This window comes from Streptomyces sp. NPDC020299 (genome assembly GCF_044387825.1).
Lineage (GTDB): Bacteria > Actinomycetota > Actinomycetes > Streptomycetales > Streptomycetaceae > Streptomyces.
In genome coordinates this window covers 34,540-50,472 of sequence record NZ_JBIRWL010000022.1, presented here as the reverse complement: position 1 = coordinate 50,472, position 15,933 = coordinate 34,540, and the positions used below count along the sequence as shown (strand labels likewise).

Genomic DNA, 15,933 nt, shown 5'->3' with positions numbered 1-15,933 from the left:
TCGCTCACGTGCTGGTCCAAGCGCTGACGCCGAGCGGATCGTCCGTCAGGGCCAAGCGGGCGGTGATGCGCTTACCGACCGGCTCCCGCGCGGCTTCAAAGCCCTGGCAGACTGCCATGACGATCTCCAGACCATGCTGCCCCACCCGGCCCACATCGGCGGCCCGAGCCACCGGCAGCACTGGATCGGAGTCCCACACCTGGACCTCCACCAGATCAGCGGCGATCCGCAGATCCAGCAGGATCGGGCCGAAGGCATACTTCTGCGCGTTGGTGACCAGTTCGCTCACCACCAGCTGCGTCACCTCCACAGCTCGCTGGGAGACCGCGATTCCGTGCTCGACGCGCATCCGGGTCAGGAAACCGGCAGCCGTGTGGCGGGCCTCGGCGATGCAGGGGCCCTGCCCGTTTAGAGCCACCGCGACGCTCAGGAGAGCGCCATCTGAGTGGGGCGTCATGCTGTCCTCGCCCGCCAAGGCCCGTTCCATCCGCACCGCCTCCACTACCTCATGCCTCCAGGCGCAGGTACCCGTGATCGGGCCGGGCAACCCAGGGCGATCGGACTGTCGGCTAGGCCACACAGCGGCGTCGCCTCATACGATGCCGGGCATCGCTCAGGACAAAATGCACGTCGTAGCCGAGATCGAGGATGCTGAGCAGACCGTGGTGGAATCCGAGAACGGGCACCAGCCCGAACCGCTGGAAGTCGTGTCCACCGCCACCGACGGCGTCACCGTCGTGACCGTGACCGGCGAGATCGACCACGCCAGCACCGGCCCCCTCATCCAGGCTCTGGACCTCGGCGCTCTCGGCGCCAGGCCCCACGCCGTCGTCGACATGCGGCACGTGACATTCATGGACTCCAGTGGTATCAACGTCCTGCTCGCCGCCCGCCTCAACCTCGCCTCGGCAGGCGGCTGGCTGCGCCTGGCCGGCGCACGAGACTCCGTGATGCGCACACTGGAGATCGTCGGCGTCAACTCCGTCATCCCCTGCTACGCCAGCCTCCGCGAAGCCCTCGCCGCCTGACCGAACCGGCCGCACGCCGGCCCAGCGGGAGCGCCACAGAAAGAGACGTCATTGCCCGGTCAGCCCACTCCGTCCTCAGGAATGAGGGGTGGTCTCGCTGTCGCAGTGAATGGGGAAGATCTGGTCGAGGCCGACGATGCGCAGGGTGCGCAGGGTGTGGGTGGGTACAGCTGCGAGAGCGATGTCCGCTTGGGCGGCGTGGGCGTGGTTGTGGGCGGCGATGAGGGCGCTGAGGCCGCTGGAGTCGCAGAATTCCATGCCCCCCAGGTCCAGGATGAGGCACTGGCCCGGTCGGAGGGGGATGGTGGGGATCATTTCCAGTAGTTCCGTGGCGCTGTCGTAGTCGAGCTCGCCGAAAATCTCCAGAACGGGACCGGTGGCAGCGTCTCGGGTGGTGATCTTCAGTGGGCTCATCGGCTGCTTCTCGTCTGGGGGTTGGGGGCTGGGACACCGAGGGCGAGAAGTGCGGTGTCGTCGTCGAGGCCGTCACCGAAGCTGTGCAGCAGGCCGGTCAGGGCGTGGATCACAGCGGGCGGGGGCTTGCCGGCGTGGTCGGCTGCGAAGGCGAGCAGGGCCTCGTCCCCGTACAGGCCGGTGTGGTCCTCACCGGTGCGCGCCTCGGTGATGCCGTCGGTGTAGAGCAGGAGCATGTCGCCGGGGCCGAGCGCGGTCGTGGCGGCGGTGAAGCGCGCGGAGGGCAGGATGCCGACGAGGAGGCCACCGGGCGTGGGCAGGAAGCCGGTGGTCCCGTCGGCACGCACGGTGATGACCGGAGGGTGGCCGCCCGAGGCCAGGTGGACGGCGACCTGCCCGGTATCGGGGTCCGGCTCGAGGATGCCGAAGACGACGGTGCAGTACCGCGGGTCGCCGCTGCCGGCGTACCGCTCGTGGAGCACCTTGTTGAGGGTGGTTAGGGCAGAGACGGGGTCGGGGTCGTGCAGGGCGGCGGCGCGCAGGGTGTAGCGGGTCAGTGAGGTGAGCGCAGCGGCCTGGGGGCCCTTGCCGCACACATCACCGAGGAAGAAGCCGAAGCGTTTGCCGTCGATGGGGAAGACGTCGTAGAAGTCGCCGCCGAGCCGGTCGGGATGGGCGGTGTGGTAGTAGGCGGCCGTCTCCACCCCAGGCACCGTCGGGAGGGTGTCGGGCAACAGTGACTGCTGGAGGACGGCGAGGGCGTCCTGTAGCCGGGCCCGGTCGGCTTCCGCCTGTTTGCGTGCTTCTTCCGCCGCCTTCCGGCCGCGCAGGAGTTCCTCTTCGTAGGCGCGGCGGTCCCGGGCGTCGAAGACGGTGGTGCGGATCAGCAGAGGCTCGCCGGTGGCACCGTACTTGATCACGGAGGAGACCAGCACCGGCATCCGGCCGGCGCCTGTCTGTTTGAGCTCCAGTGCGATGCCGCTGATCTCGCCCTGCATGCGCAGCAGCGGGGCGAAGTGCGTCTCGTGGTAGAGCTTGCCGCCCATGGTCAGCAGGTCGGTGAACCGTTTCCGTCCCACCACCGCCTCCCGCTCGATACCGAGCCAGGTCAGCAGCGTGGTGTTGATCTTCGCGATGGTTCCGTCCATCAGCGTGGACAGGTACCCGCACGGTGCGCTCTCGTACAGTTCCTCGGCACTGTCCTCCAGCAGCGCGGCGAACGCCGCGCTGCTGGAGGTCTTCCCGTCGTCGGCCTCGTGCGGATCGGGCTGCTGCTCGGTGCGGCACATCACCGTAGGGCCGCCAGGAACTCCATGATCGCCTGGTTGGTGGCCTCGGGAGCGGACAGATGCGGGCAGTGCCCGGTCGCATCCAGCGTGACCAGCGTCGAGCCGGGGATCGCCTGGTGGACGAAGGCACCCACCTCCCGGGGAGCGATCACGTCCTGGGTGCACTCCAGCACCAGAGTGGGCACCCCCACGCTCTTCAGGTCGTCCCGCGAGTCCGACAGAAAGGTGGTCCGGGCGAAGACACGCGCGATGTCCGGATCGGTGGCGCAGAAGCTGTTCTTCAGCTCCTCGCCCAGTTCCGGCCGGTCCGCGTTGCCCATGATCACCGGCGCCATCGCCGTCGACCAGCCCAGATAGTTCGACTCCAGTGACGCGAGCAGCTCGTCGATGTCGTCAGCGCTGAATCCGCCCCGGTAGCCCTCGTCGTCGATGTAGCGCGGAGACGGGGCGACCATCACGTGCGCCCCGATCCGTTCCGGAGCCATGTCGGCCGCCAGCACGCCGATCATCGCGCTGACGGAATGGCCCACGAACACCGCCTCGTGCAGATCGAGCGCCTCGCACACCTCCACTACGTCCAAGGCGTAACCGGTCAGAGAGGAGTAACGGTTCTCCGAAAAGGCAGCCGCATCCGAGCGGCCGGCACCGACGTAATCGAACAGCACCACCCGGTACCCCTCGACCAGGGCAGGCAGTGTCAGCCGCCACATGTTCTGATCGCAGCCGAACCCATGCGCCAGCACCACCGTCCGCCCCTGCGGATTGCCGGTGACGGTGACATTGTTCCTGCGAGCGACATCCATGTCCGCCAGTCTCTCAGGACCCGCCCACTGGCCCCATGCGACCCCGGATCCTCCACATTCCGCCCGCCGCCTTCACACACAGGTTTGCGATCACAGCAGGTCAGTGCCTTGTCGCTCGTGACACTGCGGCGCCCCCTGCGCGCTTCTGGCAGGCCGGTCCGCCTGGCCTGCTGCGGTGGCTCCGTTCTCTTGGGCACCGCAGTGGCCCTGGTAACCGTCGCGGACAGTTCCGTAGAACTCCAGGTCGGGGTGGCCGACCAGTGCGGCATGATCGGCTCCGTGCGCCGTCCCGAGCGGTCGGGGCGTGAACGGCATGGGTACCCAGTCCGCTCGCGGCCTCGCGCCCGCGAAGCCGTCCTGGAACGCTGGACCCCGTGCAACGTCCTTGCCACAGGGCCATCGACTGCGCAGGGCCAGGTTGCAGCCCATTCCCCGAGCGTCGTCAGTTCCCCCTCGGCTCTCCGTGGCTGCGCACGACTTCCTTCACCTTGGCCACCGCGAACCCCCAGCCCTGCTCGACCGTCGGCTTGGCCGGGACGGCGATCTCGTCGGGGTGGGTGAGGACGTCGAGCAGGACCGGGCCCGGACTGCCGAAGGCGCGTCGCACGGCGCTCTCCACCTCTGCCGGGTCCGTCAGGCGGATGCCGGTGATGCCCATGGCCTCGGCCACGGCGGCGAAGTCGGGATTGTCGAGCACGGTGCCGAACTCGGGCAGGCCGGCCTGCTCCTGTTCGAGTTTCACCATGCCCAGCCGCCGGTTGTCGAAGACGACCAGCTTGACGGGCAGGCAGTACGTCTTCAGGGTCATGAGGTCGCCGAGGAGCATGCTCAGGCCGCCGTCGCCGCAGAAGGCGACGATCTGCCTCTCGCGGGCCAGGCTCTGGGCGCCCAGGGCCTGGGGCATGGTGTTGGCCATCGAGCCGAGGTTGTAGGAGCCGATGAGGCGGCGCCGGCCGCGCATCTCGACGAAGCGCGAGAGCCAGACCGTGGCCATGCCCGTGTCGGAGGTGAAGACGGCGTCGTCGGCCGCGATCCGGTCGACGGCCGCGGCCAGGGCCTTCCGGCGGATGTCATGGGCGCGGTTGTCCAGCGCTGAGCGGATGCGGCCCACGAGGCCCTTGTCGTGGGCGGGGTCGGCGGGCCGGGCCTGTCCGGCGCGCCACTGGTCGAAGAGCTCGCGAGCCTTCTCCAGGTGCGAGCGGTCGCGTGCGCCATCGGTACCTGCGGGGGTGGCGCTGAGGTGGTCCAGCAGGTCGCGGACGGCGGCGCCGGCGTCCCCCACGAGTCCGACGTCGACCGGCACCCGGCGTCCGATGTGGTTGGCTTCGGTGTCGACCTGGATCACGGTCCGTCCCTCGGGATACCAGTCCCGGTAGGGGAAGTCTGTGCCGAGCAGCAGAAGAGTGTCCGCGTCCTGGAGGGCCGCCGCGGCGGCGGGGCCGGATCCAGCGCATCAGGTAGGCGCTGATACGCCGCAGGAGGGGCAGCAGTTCGGAGCGGTAGAACGCTCCGTAGCACTGCATCCAGCCGCGCACGATCGGGTTTGCTCCTGCGGGCCAGTTCGGCGAAGGTGAGGCCGATCCGCAGGTGAAGCCGCCATGAGCGGACCTCCCCGCTGACCTTCTTCAGGGCCTCCTTGCTGATCGCGGGCAGGAACAGGGGCCTGGCCCACCATCGGGCCCACGCAGCGGCTGCTGGGCACCAACTTGCATCGGCATTCCGAGGTGGTCGATCTCATCCCGTTGGCGCGCCTAGCCATCAAGCCAGGCCATGAAGCGCGTGCGCTCCTCGCCGCACCGGCCGCTGCCGGAAGTGTGGGAGCTGTTTGGGGTGAAGGTGGAGCCATACGGTCCGGAGGTAAGCGTGCAAGCTTCCCGTACGGGTTGCAGAGCGTAGTAGCCGAATGCGGCCAGTCCCAAGATCACCAGGGCAGTCAGCAAGGAGCGGCGGGCTATCGGGAAAGGCATGCTGGGATTCTATGGCGCGTCACATGCACGGGGCGCAGTAACCTCGATCGTTCATGAGTCCTCGTCGGTGTGCTGACGGGGACTCTGTGTTTGCGAGGTGCGGTCTTTTCAGGTTTGGTGCAGGCTGAGGGCCCGGCCCTCGTGTCGGGTGGGCGCCGGGTTCCACTTCGCCGGGCAGTGGGGCGGACTGTCGGGACGGTCGAGTTGCTGGTCAGCCGGAGTTCGGGAGAGCCTGGAGCCTGCCGATCGCGTGGGTGATGACATCGGTCCACGGCCATCGGGCGGTGAAGCGGAGCCAGCGGCGGCGTCCGGTGTTCACGAGCTGGGCGGCGGCGGAGAACAGCCGCAGGCGGAGCTTCTTGGGTTCCCAGCAGCGGGTCTCGCCGGTCAGGGCGAGCATCGGCATCCAGGCGAGTAGGTCGAGTGCCAGGGAGACGATCTCCAGCCAGATCCGGTTCTGGGCGGTGTCGTGCAGGGGCAGGTTGCGCAGGCCGGTGTCGCGGGCGTTTCGGATGCGGTCCTCGCAGCGTGCCCGTCTGCGGTGACGCAGTTCGAGGTCGGCGAGTTGGCCGCCTTGGGTGTTGGTCGCGAAGCAGGTCAGCCGCAGTCCGTCGGGGTCGGTGAAGCGCAACTGGGCGCCGGGGTGGGGGCGTTCCTTTCTGACGATCAGCCGCATGCCTTTGGGCCAGGAGGAGAGGTCGGGCATGTCGGTGATCTCCGCGACCCGGGCGCCGGGCCGCTCGGTACCGCCGACGTCGTAGGCCGGTGTCCATGCCTTCTTCGGGATCTTCAGCACGGCCTGATGGAGGGCGTCGGTGATGGTCATTCCGACGGAATACGACAGCCACCGGCCCCGGCGGGTGAGCCGGTCGAGGAAGGCGTGGGTGCCGCCGGCGGAGTCGGTGCGGATCAGTGTGCGCCGACCCCACCGCAGGTGTTTGGGTAATTGGGCCAGGGCGAGTTGGGCGGCCTCAATGTGGTCGGAGACGGTGTTGGAACCGGCGTTCCCGGGCCGCAGCAAGGCGGCAACCGGCTCTCCGGACCCGGCCTGGCCGTGGTCGACGAATGCGACGAGCGGGTGATGACCGAAGGTCTTCTTCCAGGTCGCGGTGGCGTCCTGCTTCTCGGAGTGCGCGAGGACCAGCACGCCGTCAATGTCCACGGTCACCTGCCCGTCGGCGGCCGGACCGTTCGCCCCGGCCAGGTCCCAGACCCACAAGCGTACTTCGGCTCGGGCCGAGCGAATCGCGGTGAGCGCCTTCGGTCCGGCGGCGGCGAGGGTGTCGATGAGCCGGGAGACCGTGGGGTCTGATGCCACCGGGCCGAACACACCCGGCTCGGCCCGCAGCATGCCCACGTCCGCGAGACAATCCCCGCCCAGCGCGACCGCCAGGGCCACATCCAGCAGAATTTTGCCCGGGTCGTGCACCGCCCGCGGCTTGCGCCACGGCGCCAACGCCGTCGATATCGCGGTGTCCAGACCGGACTTGCGGACCGTCTCGACCAGCAGCCCCGCCCCGGCCTGCGAGACAGCCCCTCTGCCGCCGCCCTCGACGCGGACACGCGGGTACAACCCGATACGCCTGCTCACCTGGAGAGTGCTTCTCTCCTTGCAGCCAACAGGCCTCTAGACAAGTCCCATCGTTGCAAGTCAGGAGCACTCTCCGCTTATTTGATCAAGGCATGGACGAGCACGCTCATGAAAACGCGAGGCTAGGGCATCGGGCACAGGACGTGGGATGTCATGTCCTCGGTGAAACTAGTGCGCACCGAGGGACAGGGCAATGCCTCTGCAGCCAAACAGCCTCGTAGGGACGGGACTTGGCGGCGGCGCTCAGACCGCCCCGGGTATCACGAGCCCCGACTCGTACGCCACTATCACCAGCTGCGCCCGGTCGCGTGCCCCCAACTTGCCCATGATCCGGCTGACATGGGTCTTCGCGGTGAGCGGGCTGAGCCCCAGCGCTTCGGCGATCTCGGTGTTGTTGAACCCGCGCGCGACCAGGGTGAGCACCTGCCGCTCCCGCTCGGACAGCCCGTCCGGGCCGCCCACCGCTGACATCGCCGTGTCGGGTGCGCGCAGGAAACGGGCGATGAGCCGTGAGGTGGGTCCGGGCGAGAGCAGGGAGTCCCCGGCGGCCACGGTCCGGATGGCGTCGAGGAGTTCGGCCGGCCGGATGTCCTTCACCAGGAAGCCGGACGCCCCGGCCCGCAGCGCATCGACGATGTGCTCGTCGGTGTCGTACGTCGTCAGGACGAGCACCTTCACGCCCGCCAAGTCCTCGTCGGCGGCGATGAGCCGGGTCGCCTCGATGCCGTCCAGGTCGGGCATGCGGATGTCCATCACGACGAGGTCGGCCCTCGCGGAACGGGCGAGGTCCACGGCCTGCCGCCCGGTGCCCGCCTCGGCGACGACCTCCATGTCCCCGGCGGACGCGACGAGCATCGCGAACGAGGCCCGTACGAGGGTCTGGTCGTCGGCGAGCAGTACGCGGATCGGCATCGGGGCCGTCACGAGGGTTCCTCCCGGGGCAGCGGCAGCTCGGCGGTCACTTCGAAGCCCACGGTGGGACCCGGTCCGGCGTCCAGTGTGCCGCCCACGCTACGGGCCCGCTCACGCATCCCGACGAGCCCGAACCCCGGCGCGCCGCCGACGGCTCCCTGTCCGTGCCCCACCCCGTTGCGCACCGCGCTCCTCACCCCGTGGCCCGTCCCCTGCCCCACCCCGTCGTCGGCGACGGTCACCCGCAGGGTCCCCTCCGCCGCCCGCAGTCCCACCCGGACGGTCAGGTCGTCGCGGCCCCCGTGGCGTACGGCGTTGGTGAGCGCCTCCTGCACGATCCGGTAGGCGGCGGCGCCCACCGAGGGCGGTACGCCGTCCGTGTGGACGGACAGTTCGACCTTGGCCCCGGCCACCCTGGCCGCCTCCGCGAGCGCGCCCAGCCCGTCGAGCCCGGGCAGCGGCCCGCGCCCGTCCGGAGAGCCGAGCCCGGAACCGGAACCCGATCCGGAGCCGGGTTCGGCCACCCACTCCCGTTCCCCTCCGACACTCACGCTCGTCTCGTTCGCCCGCAGCACCTCCAGCGTCGTCCGCAACTCGCCCCGGGCCGTCCGGCAGGTCTCCGCGATGTCGTCGAGCGCCTGGGCGACCGCCTTGCGGTCGAGCCGGTCCGGATCCGCGGTGAGGACGTGGGCCGCCACGGACGTCTGCACACCGATCAGGGTGATGCTGTGCGCGAGCAGGTCGTGCAGGTCGCGGGCGATCCGCAGCCGCTCCTCGACGACCCGGCGCCGCGCCTCCTCCTCGCGGGTCCGCTCGGCCCGCTCGGCCCGCTCGACGATGGAGGCGACGTACTGGCGGTAGAAACGGGCGTCGACGCCGAAGAACAGGACCGCGATGACCCAGCCGGAGATGCGCAGGAGCTCCAGTGCCCCGTCGGGGTTGGTGAAGCTGTTGATGATCAGCGTCGGGCCGAGGACGACGACAGCGGTGAGCAGCGAGCGGCGTACCGTGCCGGTCGCCGCGACCGTATAGAGCGCCAGGAGGGTCGCGGGGATGGGTACAGCGTGGTTGTAGTCGAGAACGTGGTAGGGGGTGACGCAGACCGCCACCGCGAGCAGCACGAGCAGCGGACGGCTGCGCCGCCACACGAGCGGCACATGGGCGCCGGCCAGCAGGGCCCAGCCGGGCGGACCGAGCGGGAGTCCGTCGTCGAGGAGCGACGCGAAGATGACGGCCAGCACGGCGACACCGACGGCGAGGAACGCGTCGTTGCGGGTGCGGTGCGGCGCGGTGAGCGGGTCCCGGTTGACGACCGCCATGACGCGCTCGATCCGGCGGGGCCGCGCGTCACCCCGTACGACGGTGGTTCTCAGGTTCCCTGCGGCTGAGGTCGCTCCCCGATCTTGCACGATTCCATCTTCCGTCATGGGGGCGCCCCTCCGGCAGAAGGCAGGAGAGGCGCCCGGTCGGCTGTGGTGAGCCCGGCAGGTCAGGGCGCGCCGATTTCTTCCGGCTGCCGCGGCGGCTCGGTCGGTTCGGACGGCCCGGCGCCGGGCGCGGGTTCGCGGGAGAGGCCGCCCGGCCACCACATCTTCCGGCGCAGGGCGACGCTGGCACTGGTCACCAGGTACGTCCGTACGAGGAAGGTGTCGAGGAGTACGCCGACGGCGATCACGAAGCCGAGTTCGACGAGTTGCACGAGCCCCATGTTCATCAGCACGGCGAAGGTCGCGGCGAGGACCAGGCCGGCCGAGGCGATGACGGCGCCTGTGCTCCGCAGGGCGGTGAGCGCGGCGGCGGCCGGTTCCGCGCCGGCCAGGGACTCCTCCCGCATCCGGTGCATGAGGAAGATGCCGTAGTCGACGCCGAGGGCGACGAGGAACACGAAGGACAGCAGCCCGAGTCCCGGATCGGTTCCCTTGAGGCCGAGAACAGGCCCGAAGAACAGTCCGGCGATCCCGAGGGCCGCGCCCCAGACCGCGACCACGGCGGCCACCAGGATGAGCGGCGCGACGAGACTGCGCAGCAGGACGAACAGGATGAGCAGCACCGAGACGAGGACCAGGGGTACGACGATCTTCGTGTCCCGGCTGTTGGTGTCCTCCAGGTCGATCTGCTCGGCGCTGTCCCCGCCGATGTACGAGCCCTTCAGTTTGCTGCGCAGGGACTTGATGGTGGCGGTCTCTCCCGCCGACTGGGGTGTGTCCTTCGCGATGACGGAGATCTCGGCCCAGCCGTCTCCGGTACGGCCCTTCTCGGCGCTCTCGACTCCCCGGGTGCCCCGGATCGCCGCGAGGGTCCGGTCGACGCGGTCCGCCGGGGTGATCACGTCGATGGGCTGGGTGCCGCGCCCGGGGTAAGCCCGGGCGAGGGTCTCCATGGCGGTGACGGCCTCCGGCTTGGTGACGAAGGAGTCCTCCTGCTTGACCGGTCCCGGCAGGTTGAGCGTGCCGAGGGCGAGTGCGCCGAGCAGGACGGCTCCGGTCGCGAGCACGATCAGCGGCCTGCGTCCGGCGGAGTCGCCCATCGCGGCGAAGAGGCTCCGCCGCTGTGTGGGTTCGCTGCCGTAGGCCGGTACGAGCGGCCAGAAGACCCGCCGCCCGAGCAGTACGAGGACGGCGGGCAGCAGTGTCAGCATCGCGATCAGCGCGCACAGCACACCGACCGTGCCGAGCGGGCCCATGCCGCGGCTGCTGTTGAGATCGGCGGCGAGCAGGCACAGCAGGCCGGCGGCGACGGTGCCGGAGGAGGCGAGCACGGCGGGCCCGCAGCCGCGCAGGGCGGCGACCATGGCCTCGTACGGTCGCTCGATGCGCCGCAGTTCCTCCCGGTAGCGGGAGACGAGGAGCAGTGCGTAGTCGGTGCCCGCGCCGAACACGAGGATCGTCATCACGGCGGAGCTCTGGCCCGTGACGGTGGTACCGAAGGCCTGGTTGAGCCCGTACGCGACGCCCATCGACATGAGGTCGGCGATGCCGGCGACTACGAGCGGCACGAGCCACAGCACCGGGCTGCGGTAGATCAGGATCAGCAGGAGGGCGACGACGGCGACGGTGGTGTAGAGCAGTGGCCCGCCGAGTGAGTCGTAGACCTTCCCCGCGTCGGTGCCGAGCGCTGCGGTGCCGCCCACCTCGACGCTCAGCCCGTCCTGGCCGCGGGCGATGCCCCGGACGTCCTCGACGAGCGCGTCCCGCAGCTTCTCGTCGCGCCCGGGCTCGTTGCTGACGACGGGGTACATGAGGGTCGTACCGTCGTCGGACGGAATCCCCTTGGGCGCCCCGCCGACCAGCTCATGCGCTTCGGCGATCTCCTCGACCTGCCCGGCCGCCACCCGCCGGTCGTCGGTGCTCAGCCCGCCGCCCCGGTGATACACGATCACCATCTCGGTGCTCTCGCCCCCGGGCAGCGCGTCCTGTATCCGGGCCACTTGGGTCGAGTCAGCGCTGGAGGGCAGGTAGTCGGTGGCCCGGTCGTGCTGCACGTCGGCGAGCTTCGCCGCGAACGGGCCGACCAGCGCGAGCACGGCCACCCATAGCCCGAGCAGCGCCCAGGGCACGGCCCGCCTGCGTCCCACGCCCTTCGTGGTTGTCTTCCCGACCGTCATGAGCAGATCTCCCTCGCTACGACGACTACCGTTTCAGCTGTCAGCCTTCCGGCACGGGGAGGGGTTTACGTCGGACGGGAGGGGGAGCCTGCGGGTACTGCCTGGGGTGGCGGGGGGTGCGGATTACTCCCCCGGGAGTAATGGGAGCCGCGGGTGCGTGTTCGCCTGCGGGTGGGTGGGGGCTGGTCGCGCAGTTCCCCGCGCCCCTGAAAAACGGGACTACGCCAGTTTTTCGCCTTCAGGGCCTTCAGGGGCGCGGGGAACGGCGCAATCCTTGGCCTTTAGCCTCGATCGTTCATGAGTCCTCGTCGGTGTGCTGACGGGGACTCTGTGTCTGCGAGGTGCGGCCTTTCGGGGTTGGGGCAGGCCGAGGGCCCGGCTCTCGTGTCGGGTGGCCAACCCGATCGAGGCCCACTTCGGACCGCTGAGGCAGTTCACCATCGCTAACTCCAACCACCGCAACCACACCGGGCAGACCCGAGCCCTCCACGCCTACCTCCGCTGGCGCAACGCGAACGCCCGCCACCCCGACGTGCTGGTCGCCCAACGCCGCGAAAGCGCCCGTATCCGCAGCGAGAAGGGCATCCGCTGGGGCGGCCGAAGTCAGGCAGCCGCTGCCTAAAACTGCCCGTACTCCCCGGCGGCCACGCACTACGGTGGAATACATGTCCGAGCCCTCCGTGCGGGATTTCTACGACGATCTGGCCCACGACTACCACCTGATGTTCCGGGACTGGGACGCAAGCATGGCCTACCAGGCCGAGGTATTGGGCGGGCACGTCCGCGAATCTCTCGGCGCGGGACCGCACACCGTCCTGGACTGCTCGTGCGGGATCGGCACCCAGGCCATCGGGCTGGCCCTGGCCGGGCACCAGGTCGTAGGCAGCGACCTGAGCCCGATCGCCGCCGCGCGCGCCGCCGCCGAGGCGGCGGCGCGGGGAAGCCGGCTTCCGGCCGCTGCGGCTGACATGCGCCAACTTCCTTTCAGAGAGACGTCATTCGACGTCGTCCTCTGCGCGGACAACTCACTCACGCACCTACTCTCCGGGCAAGATCTCCGGGCGGCACTCCTCGGCATGAGACGGGTACTCCGAGACGACGGACTGTTGATGATCACTGTCCGGGCCTATGACGAGACGCGCCAGACCAGACCCACGTCGACACCTCCCCAGGTCTCGCAAACACGCGATGGCCAAGTGATCACCTTCCAGCTGTGGCACTGGCACGAAGACGGCGAACGCTACGACCTGGAGCACTTCCAGCTCATCCCCGCAAAGAACACCTGGCAGGTCCGAGTCCGCCGGACGACCCACTGGGCGCTGACGCCCCCGCAGCTGACAGAGTTCGTGACTGAAGCCGGCTTCACCAACATCGCCTGGCACAGTCCGGCCTCCAGCGGGTACTACCAGCCCGTGCTCACCGCACAGCGCGCTCCCTCAGCGCAGTAGTCCAGACGTCGGTTCCGCCCTGCCTTACTTTCCGTTCATCCATGGCGAACCGGTGAACATTGCCAGTCAGAGCACCAGCTCTGCAGGCGGAACCCGGTCCCGCACAACACGCCGCTCAGGTGCGGGCCAGTCGCCTCCGGGGCGTGCAAACCGGACTCGTAGTCGTCGAACGACGGCTCGTAGGGCGCACCAAGCTGGGCGTACGGGCGCGCCCGCCGCGATCATCTACCTGGCCGGACTCCACGTCGCGGGCAACTTTCTCTGGTCCGCTCGGTGATCGAAACGAAACCGCTCAGTAGCTGTCGTAGCTGGGCTTACCGTTCGGCCGGTAGACGCCGACGATGGTGCCGCCCGTCGTCGTCGAGACGCTGACCGGCTCCAGCGCAGTGGGGATCGCTCCGTCGGCGAACAGCCGCTTGCCGGTGCCGATGATCACTGGATGGATGGTCAGCCGGTACTCGTCGACAAGCCCGTGCCGCATAAGGGTCTGGGCGAGGTCACCGCTGCCGACGACGTTGATGTTGCCACCGCCGGATGCCTTCAGTTTGCGTACGGCATCAACGATGTCGCCCTCCAGCAGTGTGGAGTTCTGCCACTCGACGGACGCCAGGGTCCGAGACGCCACGTACTTGTGCATGCTGTTCATCCGATCGGTGAACGGGTTGTCGGGATCGGCGGTCGGCCAGTGCGACGCGAAAATCTCGTACGTCTTGCGGCCGAGCAGCATCGCGTCGGAGTGCTGGTACCAATCGGCGATGGCCGCGCCGACCTCGTCGTCGGCCACCGGTTTCTGCCAGCCGCCGTGCTCGAAGCCGCTCTCAGCGTCCTCGTCCGGACCGCCCGGCGCCTGCATGACGCCGTCCAGCGTCAGGAACGAGCAAACGATGATCTCGCGCATGGTGCGCTCCCTTCGTCGACAGGTAGACCACACAACCGCCGGAAACTCATCGGCGGACTTCCGCGGCGCAGCACGGGCCGTCGGTGCGGGCGCCACGGCCGTCGCCGCGCTGCAGAACGGCAAGGCGGACTGCGTCATGACCAGTGCACCCTCGTCCTCGCGCTGACCGGCCAGATGACCCGTCTCAAGAAGCCGCACCGAGAAGAAGTACAGGCACCGCGGGACGCCCTGGAGCAGGCGCACGGCGAGAATCTCGACCTCCGCCGCGAACTCGCCCGCCGTGGCGGAGACGCCCCACCGCCACAAGCCCGAGTCATCGGACCCTGCTGACTTCACTCAGCGGTCATCAGGCCGATGAGCTCGGCATCCGTGCTCCCGGAGCGCAGCCGGACGTCGAAGTTATAGCCCTCGTCGCAATACAGCAGGTCAAAGCCGGCCGGAGCGAGCCTGCGGAACACCACCGCCAACCTCACAGCGTCAGCCTCCGGAACATCCAAGTACAGACACGTCCCGTCCTGATGCAGATATGCCTCACCGGCGCCGTCTTGCGCCTCGAAGGACCAGCAACAACTCCGTGCCTCGCTGCGGGGTATCGCATCGATCTCGACACCAGGCCACCCGGCTCGGATCGCCGCGGTCAGAGCGTCACGATCGATCTGCCACCCACCCGCGTCTCCATCGACCATCACCATGAACGTTGCCACAGCAACTGTCTATCACTACCGCCCAGGCACGGACCGCCTCTCACACTCCATCGATCGCAGAAGCGTCCTGAGCTGGAATGCCAGCCAGAAACAGAAACCAAACCGGGGACAACCGGCGGGGTCGGCAAGACGCACATCGCGGTCGCCCTGGCGGTCGCAGCCTGCCGGGCCGGCTTCTCGGTCTACTTCACCACCCTCGACGACATGGTCCGCCATCTCAGGGCCGCCGAGGCGGCGGGCCGACTGACCAGCAAACTCGGCTCCTACCTGAGGCCCGGCGTTCTCGTGGTCGACGAGGTCGGCTACCAGCCCCTCAAACACGCCGAAGCGACCTGGTCTTCCAGGTCATCTCGAAGCGCTACGAAAAGGGCTCCACCATCCTGATCCCTTGCTATGAGCGTTCTGGGAGAGCGGTGCTTCTCGGGATGTTCGAGTGGATCGGCGTCCCGCGGTTCCCTCTCGGCCGCCACCACAGGTGTTGTCGCCGGTCGGCTCCGGACGGACGTCTTCGATCATCCGGGCCTTGACGCCTCAGGTCAGAGCGGCGGTGTCCGGGACCGTCCGGCGTCAACACTCATCGCTTGATCACTCGTTGGTGTTGGTGGTGCGAGCCCGCCGCACGGTGACCTCTTGTTACGCCCGAGCCGCTTGAGCTCCCGTGCAGACCGAGGCCCGTGGAGTGCGCTGGTGCCACGAACGGCTAGTGAGGCGGAGGCACATCCACAAGATGGTTGACGCCTGGGATTAGGTCGCCCGCATGGCCCGCATGCGCTCGTGACCAGCGCAAACACCAGCACATAGGGGGAGTCATCCATCACGCGGCGGTGGGTGAAGAACGACCGGCTCAACCACGCCGGCTATCTCTGGGCCTTCGCCTCGCTACGGGCCTCCGCTGGGGCCAGCGCCCACTGCCGGCGGCGACGCGAGCACGGCGACTGGCATGCGGCCACTCAGAGGAACCTCTTCAACCGGATGATCGGCCAGCTCTACCACTGCATTCAGCACCGCAAGCTGTTCGACGGAGGCACCGCGTTCCCCACCGAACAGGCCGCCGCCGCTTGAGGGCATAGCAACGTGAGGTGTCTGACCTCGAACAAGACCTTCAGCGAATGGGGACAGGTGTTCGGGGACGAGGTCCTCGCCACCGCGATCAACGGCCCCAGCTACCGGCGCAAGAACCGCCTCAAGGCCATCGAGCGGCACGCCAGCGTGGCCTGACCAGTGGCCACGTTCAAACGTACCGGCCCGGCCGCATCGAGAGTACGCGGACACAGG

13 protein-coding genes and 4 pseudogenes are annotated in these 15,933 nt (G+C 68.9%); 6 read left to right on the top strand and 11 right to left on the bottom strand.

The features are described from left to right. Positions 1 to 4: 4 nt before the first annotated feature. On the bottom strand, positions 5 to 457 hold the full coding sequence (locus ACH45E_RS38945; protein ID WP_361456268.1) for an ATP-binding protein: 453 nt from the start codon (positions 455 to 457) through the stop codon (positions 5 to 7). Positions 458 to 599: 142 nt separating this feature from the next. Between ACH45E_RS38945 and ACH45E_RS38940 the strand changes: the two genes are divergently transcribed. Then, positions 600 to 1,028 carry an STAS domain-containing protein gene (locus tag ACH45E_RS38940; protein WP_361456173.1) on the top strand — a complete coding sequence of 143 codons (429 nt, stop codon included), beginning with the start codon at positions 600 to 602 and terminating at the stop codon, positions 1,026 to 1,028. Positions 1,029 to 1,103: 75 nt separating this feature from the next. On the opposite strand, the gene ACH45E_RS38935 is transcribed toward ACH45E_RS38940, so the two are convergent. The 8 genes and pseudogenes from ACH45E_RS38935 to ACH45E_RS38900 form a co-directional block, all read right to left on the bottom strand. Beyond that, positions 1,104 to 1,442, bottom strand: coding sequence for an STAS domain-containing protein (locus tag ACH45E_RS38935; protein ID WP_361456176.1), 339 nt, complete (start codon positions 1,440 to 1,442; stop codon positions 1,104 to 1,106). Next, complete coding sequence (locus tag ACH45E_RS38930; RefSeq protein ID WP_361456178.1) at positions 1,439 to 2,731, bottom strand: SpoIIE family protein phosphatase; 1,293 nt, start codon at positions 2,729 to 2,731, stop codon at positions 1,439 to 1,441. The genes ACH45E_RS38935 and ACH45E_RS38930 overlap by 4 nt, the downstream gene beginning before the upstream one ends. Next, entirely contained in the window at positions 2,731 to 3,534 is an 804-nt protein-coding gene (locus tag ACH45E_RS38925; RefSeq protein ID WP_361456181.1) for an alpha/beta hydrolase, read from the bottom strand. The genes ACH45E_RS38930 and ACH45E_RS38925 overlap by 1 nt, the downstream gene beginning before the upstream one ends. Positions 3,535 to 3,976: 442 nt before the next feature. Then, positions 3,977 to 4,972 (bottom strand): annotated as a pseudogene (locus ACH45E_RS38920) (thiamine pyrophosphate-dependent enzyme); the annotation flags it as partial. 740 nt (positions 4,973 to 5,712) lie between these two features. Continuing rightward, on the bottom strand, positions 5,713 to 7,092 hold the full coding sequence (locus ACH45E_RS38915; RefSeq protein ID WP_361456184.1) for an IS1380 family transposase: 1,380 nt from the start codon (positions 7,090 to 7,092) through the stop codon (positions 5,713 to 5,715). Positions 7,093 to 7,335: 243 nt separating this feature from the next. Then, positions 7,336 to 8,004, bottom strand: a complete 669-nt coding sequence (locus ACH45E_RS38910; protein WP_361456271.1) for a response regulator transcription factor — start codon at positions 8,002 to 8,004, stop codon at positions 7,336 to 7,338. 8 nt (positions 8,005 to 8,012) lie between these two features. After that, complete coding sequence (locus tag ACH45E_RS38905) at positions 8,013 to 9,323, bottom strand: histidine kinase (RefSeq protein ID WP_361456187.1); 1,311 nt, start codon at positions 9,321 to 9,323, stop codon at positions 8,013 to 8,015. Positions 9,324 to 9,493: 170 nt separating this feature from the next. Continuing rightward, on the bottom strand, positions 9,494 to 11,608 hold the full coding sequence (locus tag ACH45E_RS38900) for an MMPL family transporter (RefSeq protein WP_361456190.1): 2,115 nt from the start codon (positions 11,606 to 11,608) through the stop codon (positions 9,494 to 9,496). Between the two features lie 394 nt (positions 11,609 to 12,002). On the opposite strand from ACH45E_RS38900, the pseudogene ACH45E_RS38895 reads away from it, so the two are divergent. Together ACH45E_RS38895 and ACH45E_RS38890 are read left to right on the top strand one after the other, a co-directional pair. Next, a pseudogene (locus tag ACH45E_RS38895) lies at positions 12,003 to 12,230 on the top strand (IS630 family transposase); the annotation flags it as partial. A 43-nt stretch (positions 12,231 to 12,273) separates the two neighbouring features. Continuing rightward, positions 12,274 to 13,056 (top strand): class I SAM-dependent methyltransferase, encoded by a 783-nt coding sequence (locus ACH45E_RS38890; RefSeq protein ID WP_361456193.1) that lies wholly within the window; start codon positions 12,274 to 12,276, stop codon positions 13,054 to 13,056. Between the two features lie 292 nt (positions 13,057 to 13,348). Here ACH45E_RS38890 and ACH45E_RS38885 read toward each other — a convergent pair whose 3' ends face one another. Further along, entirely contained in the window at positions 13,349 to 13,954 is a 606-nt protein-coding gene (locus ACH45E_RS38885; RefSeq protein ID WP_361456274.1) for a dihydrofolate reductase family protein, read from the bottom strand. A gap of 332 nt (positions 13,955 to 14,286) precedes the next feature. Continuing rightward, a complete protein-coding gene (locus ACH45E_RS38880) occupies positions 14,287 to 14,658 on the bottom strand; it encodes a hypothetical protein (protein ID WP_361456196.1) in 372 nt (123 codons plus the stop codon). Positions 14,659 to 14,775: 117 nt separating this feature from the next. Here ACH45E_RS38880 and ACH45E_RS38875 point away from each other — a divergent pair. The 3 genes and pseudogenes from ACH45E_RS38875 to ACH45E_RS38865 form a co-directional block, all read left to right on the top strand. Further along, positions 14,776 to 15,041: pseudogene (locus ACH45E_RS38875) on the top strand (ATP-binding protein); the annotation flags it as partial. Between the two features lie 430 nt (positions 15,042 to 15,471). After that, positions 15,472 to 15,720, top strand: a pseudogene (locus tag ACH45E_RS38870) (IS110 family transposase); the annotation flags it as partial. Positions 15,721 to 15,732: 12 nt separating this feature from the next. Beyond that, the gene (locus ACH45E_RS38865) at positions 15,733 to 15,876 is read left to right on the top strand and encodes an ATP-binding protein (RefSeq protein WP_399042455.1); all 144 of its coding nucleotides are present in this window, start codon (positions 15,733 to 15,735) and stop codon (positions 15,874 to 15,876) included. The last annotated feature ends 57 nt before the right edge of the window (positions 15,877 to 15,933 follow it).

Coding starts and splice junctions, on each gene's coding strand:
- ACH45E_RS38945 (WP_361456268.1), bottom strand. CDS start 457: ATGACGCCCCACTCAGATGGCGCTCTCCTGAGCGTCGCGGTGGCTCTA.
- ACH45E_RS38940 (WP_361456173.1), top strand. CDS start 600: ATGCCGGGCATCGCTCAGGACAAAATGCACGTCGTAGCCGAGATCGAG.
- ACH45E_RS38935 (WP_361456176.1), bottom strand. CDS start 1,442: ATGAGCCCACTGAAGATCACCACCCGAGACGCTGCCACCGGTCCCGTT.
- ACH45E_RS38930 (WP_361456178.1), bottom strand. CDS start 2,731: ATGTGCCGCACCGAGCAGCAGCCCGATCCGCACGAGGCCGACGACGGG.
- ACH45E_RS38925 (WP_361456181.1), bottom strand. CDS start 3,534: ATGGATGTCGCTCGCAGGAACAATGTCACCGTCACCGGCAATCCGCAG.
- ACH45E_RS38910 (WP_361456271.1), bottom strand. CDS start 8,004: ATGCCGATCCGCGTACTGCTCGCCGACGACCAGACCCTCGTACGGGCC.
- ACH45E_RS38905 (WP_361456187.1), bottom strand. CDS start 9,323: ATGGCGGTCGTCAACCGGGACCCGCTCACCGCGCCGCACCGCACCCGC.
- ACH45E_RS38900 (WP_361456190.1), bottom strand. CDS start 11,608: ATGACGGTCGGGAAGACAACCACGAAGGGCGTGGGACGCAGGCGGGCC.
- ACH45E_RS38890 (WP_361456193.1), top strand. CDS start 12,274: ATGTCCGAGCCCTCCGTGCGGGATTTCTACGACGATCTGGCCCACGAC.
- ACH45E_RS38885 (WP_361456274.1), bottom strand. CDS start 13,954: ATGCGCGAGATCATCGTTTGCTCGTTCCTGACGCTGGACGGCGTCATG.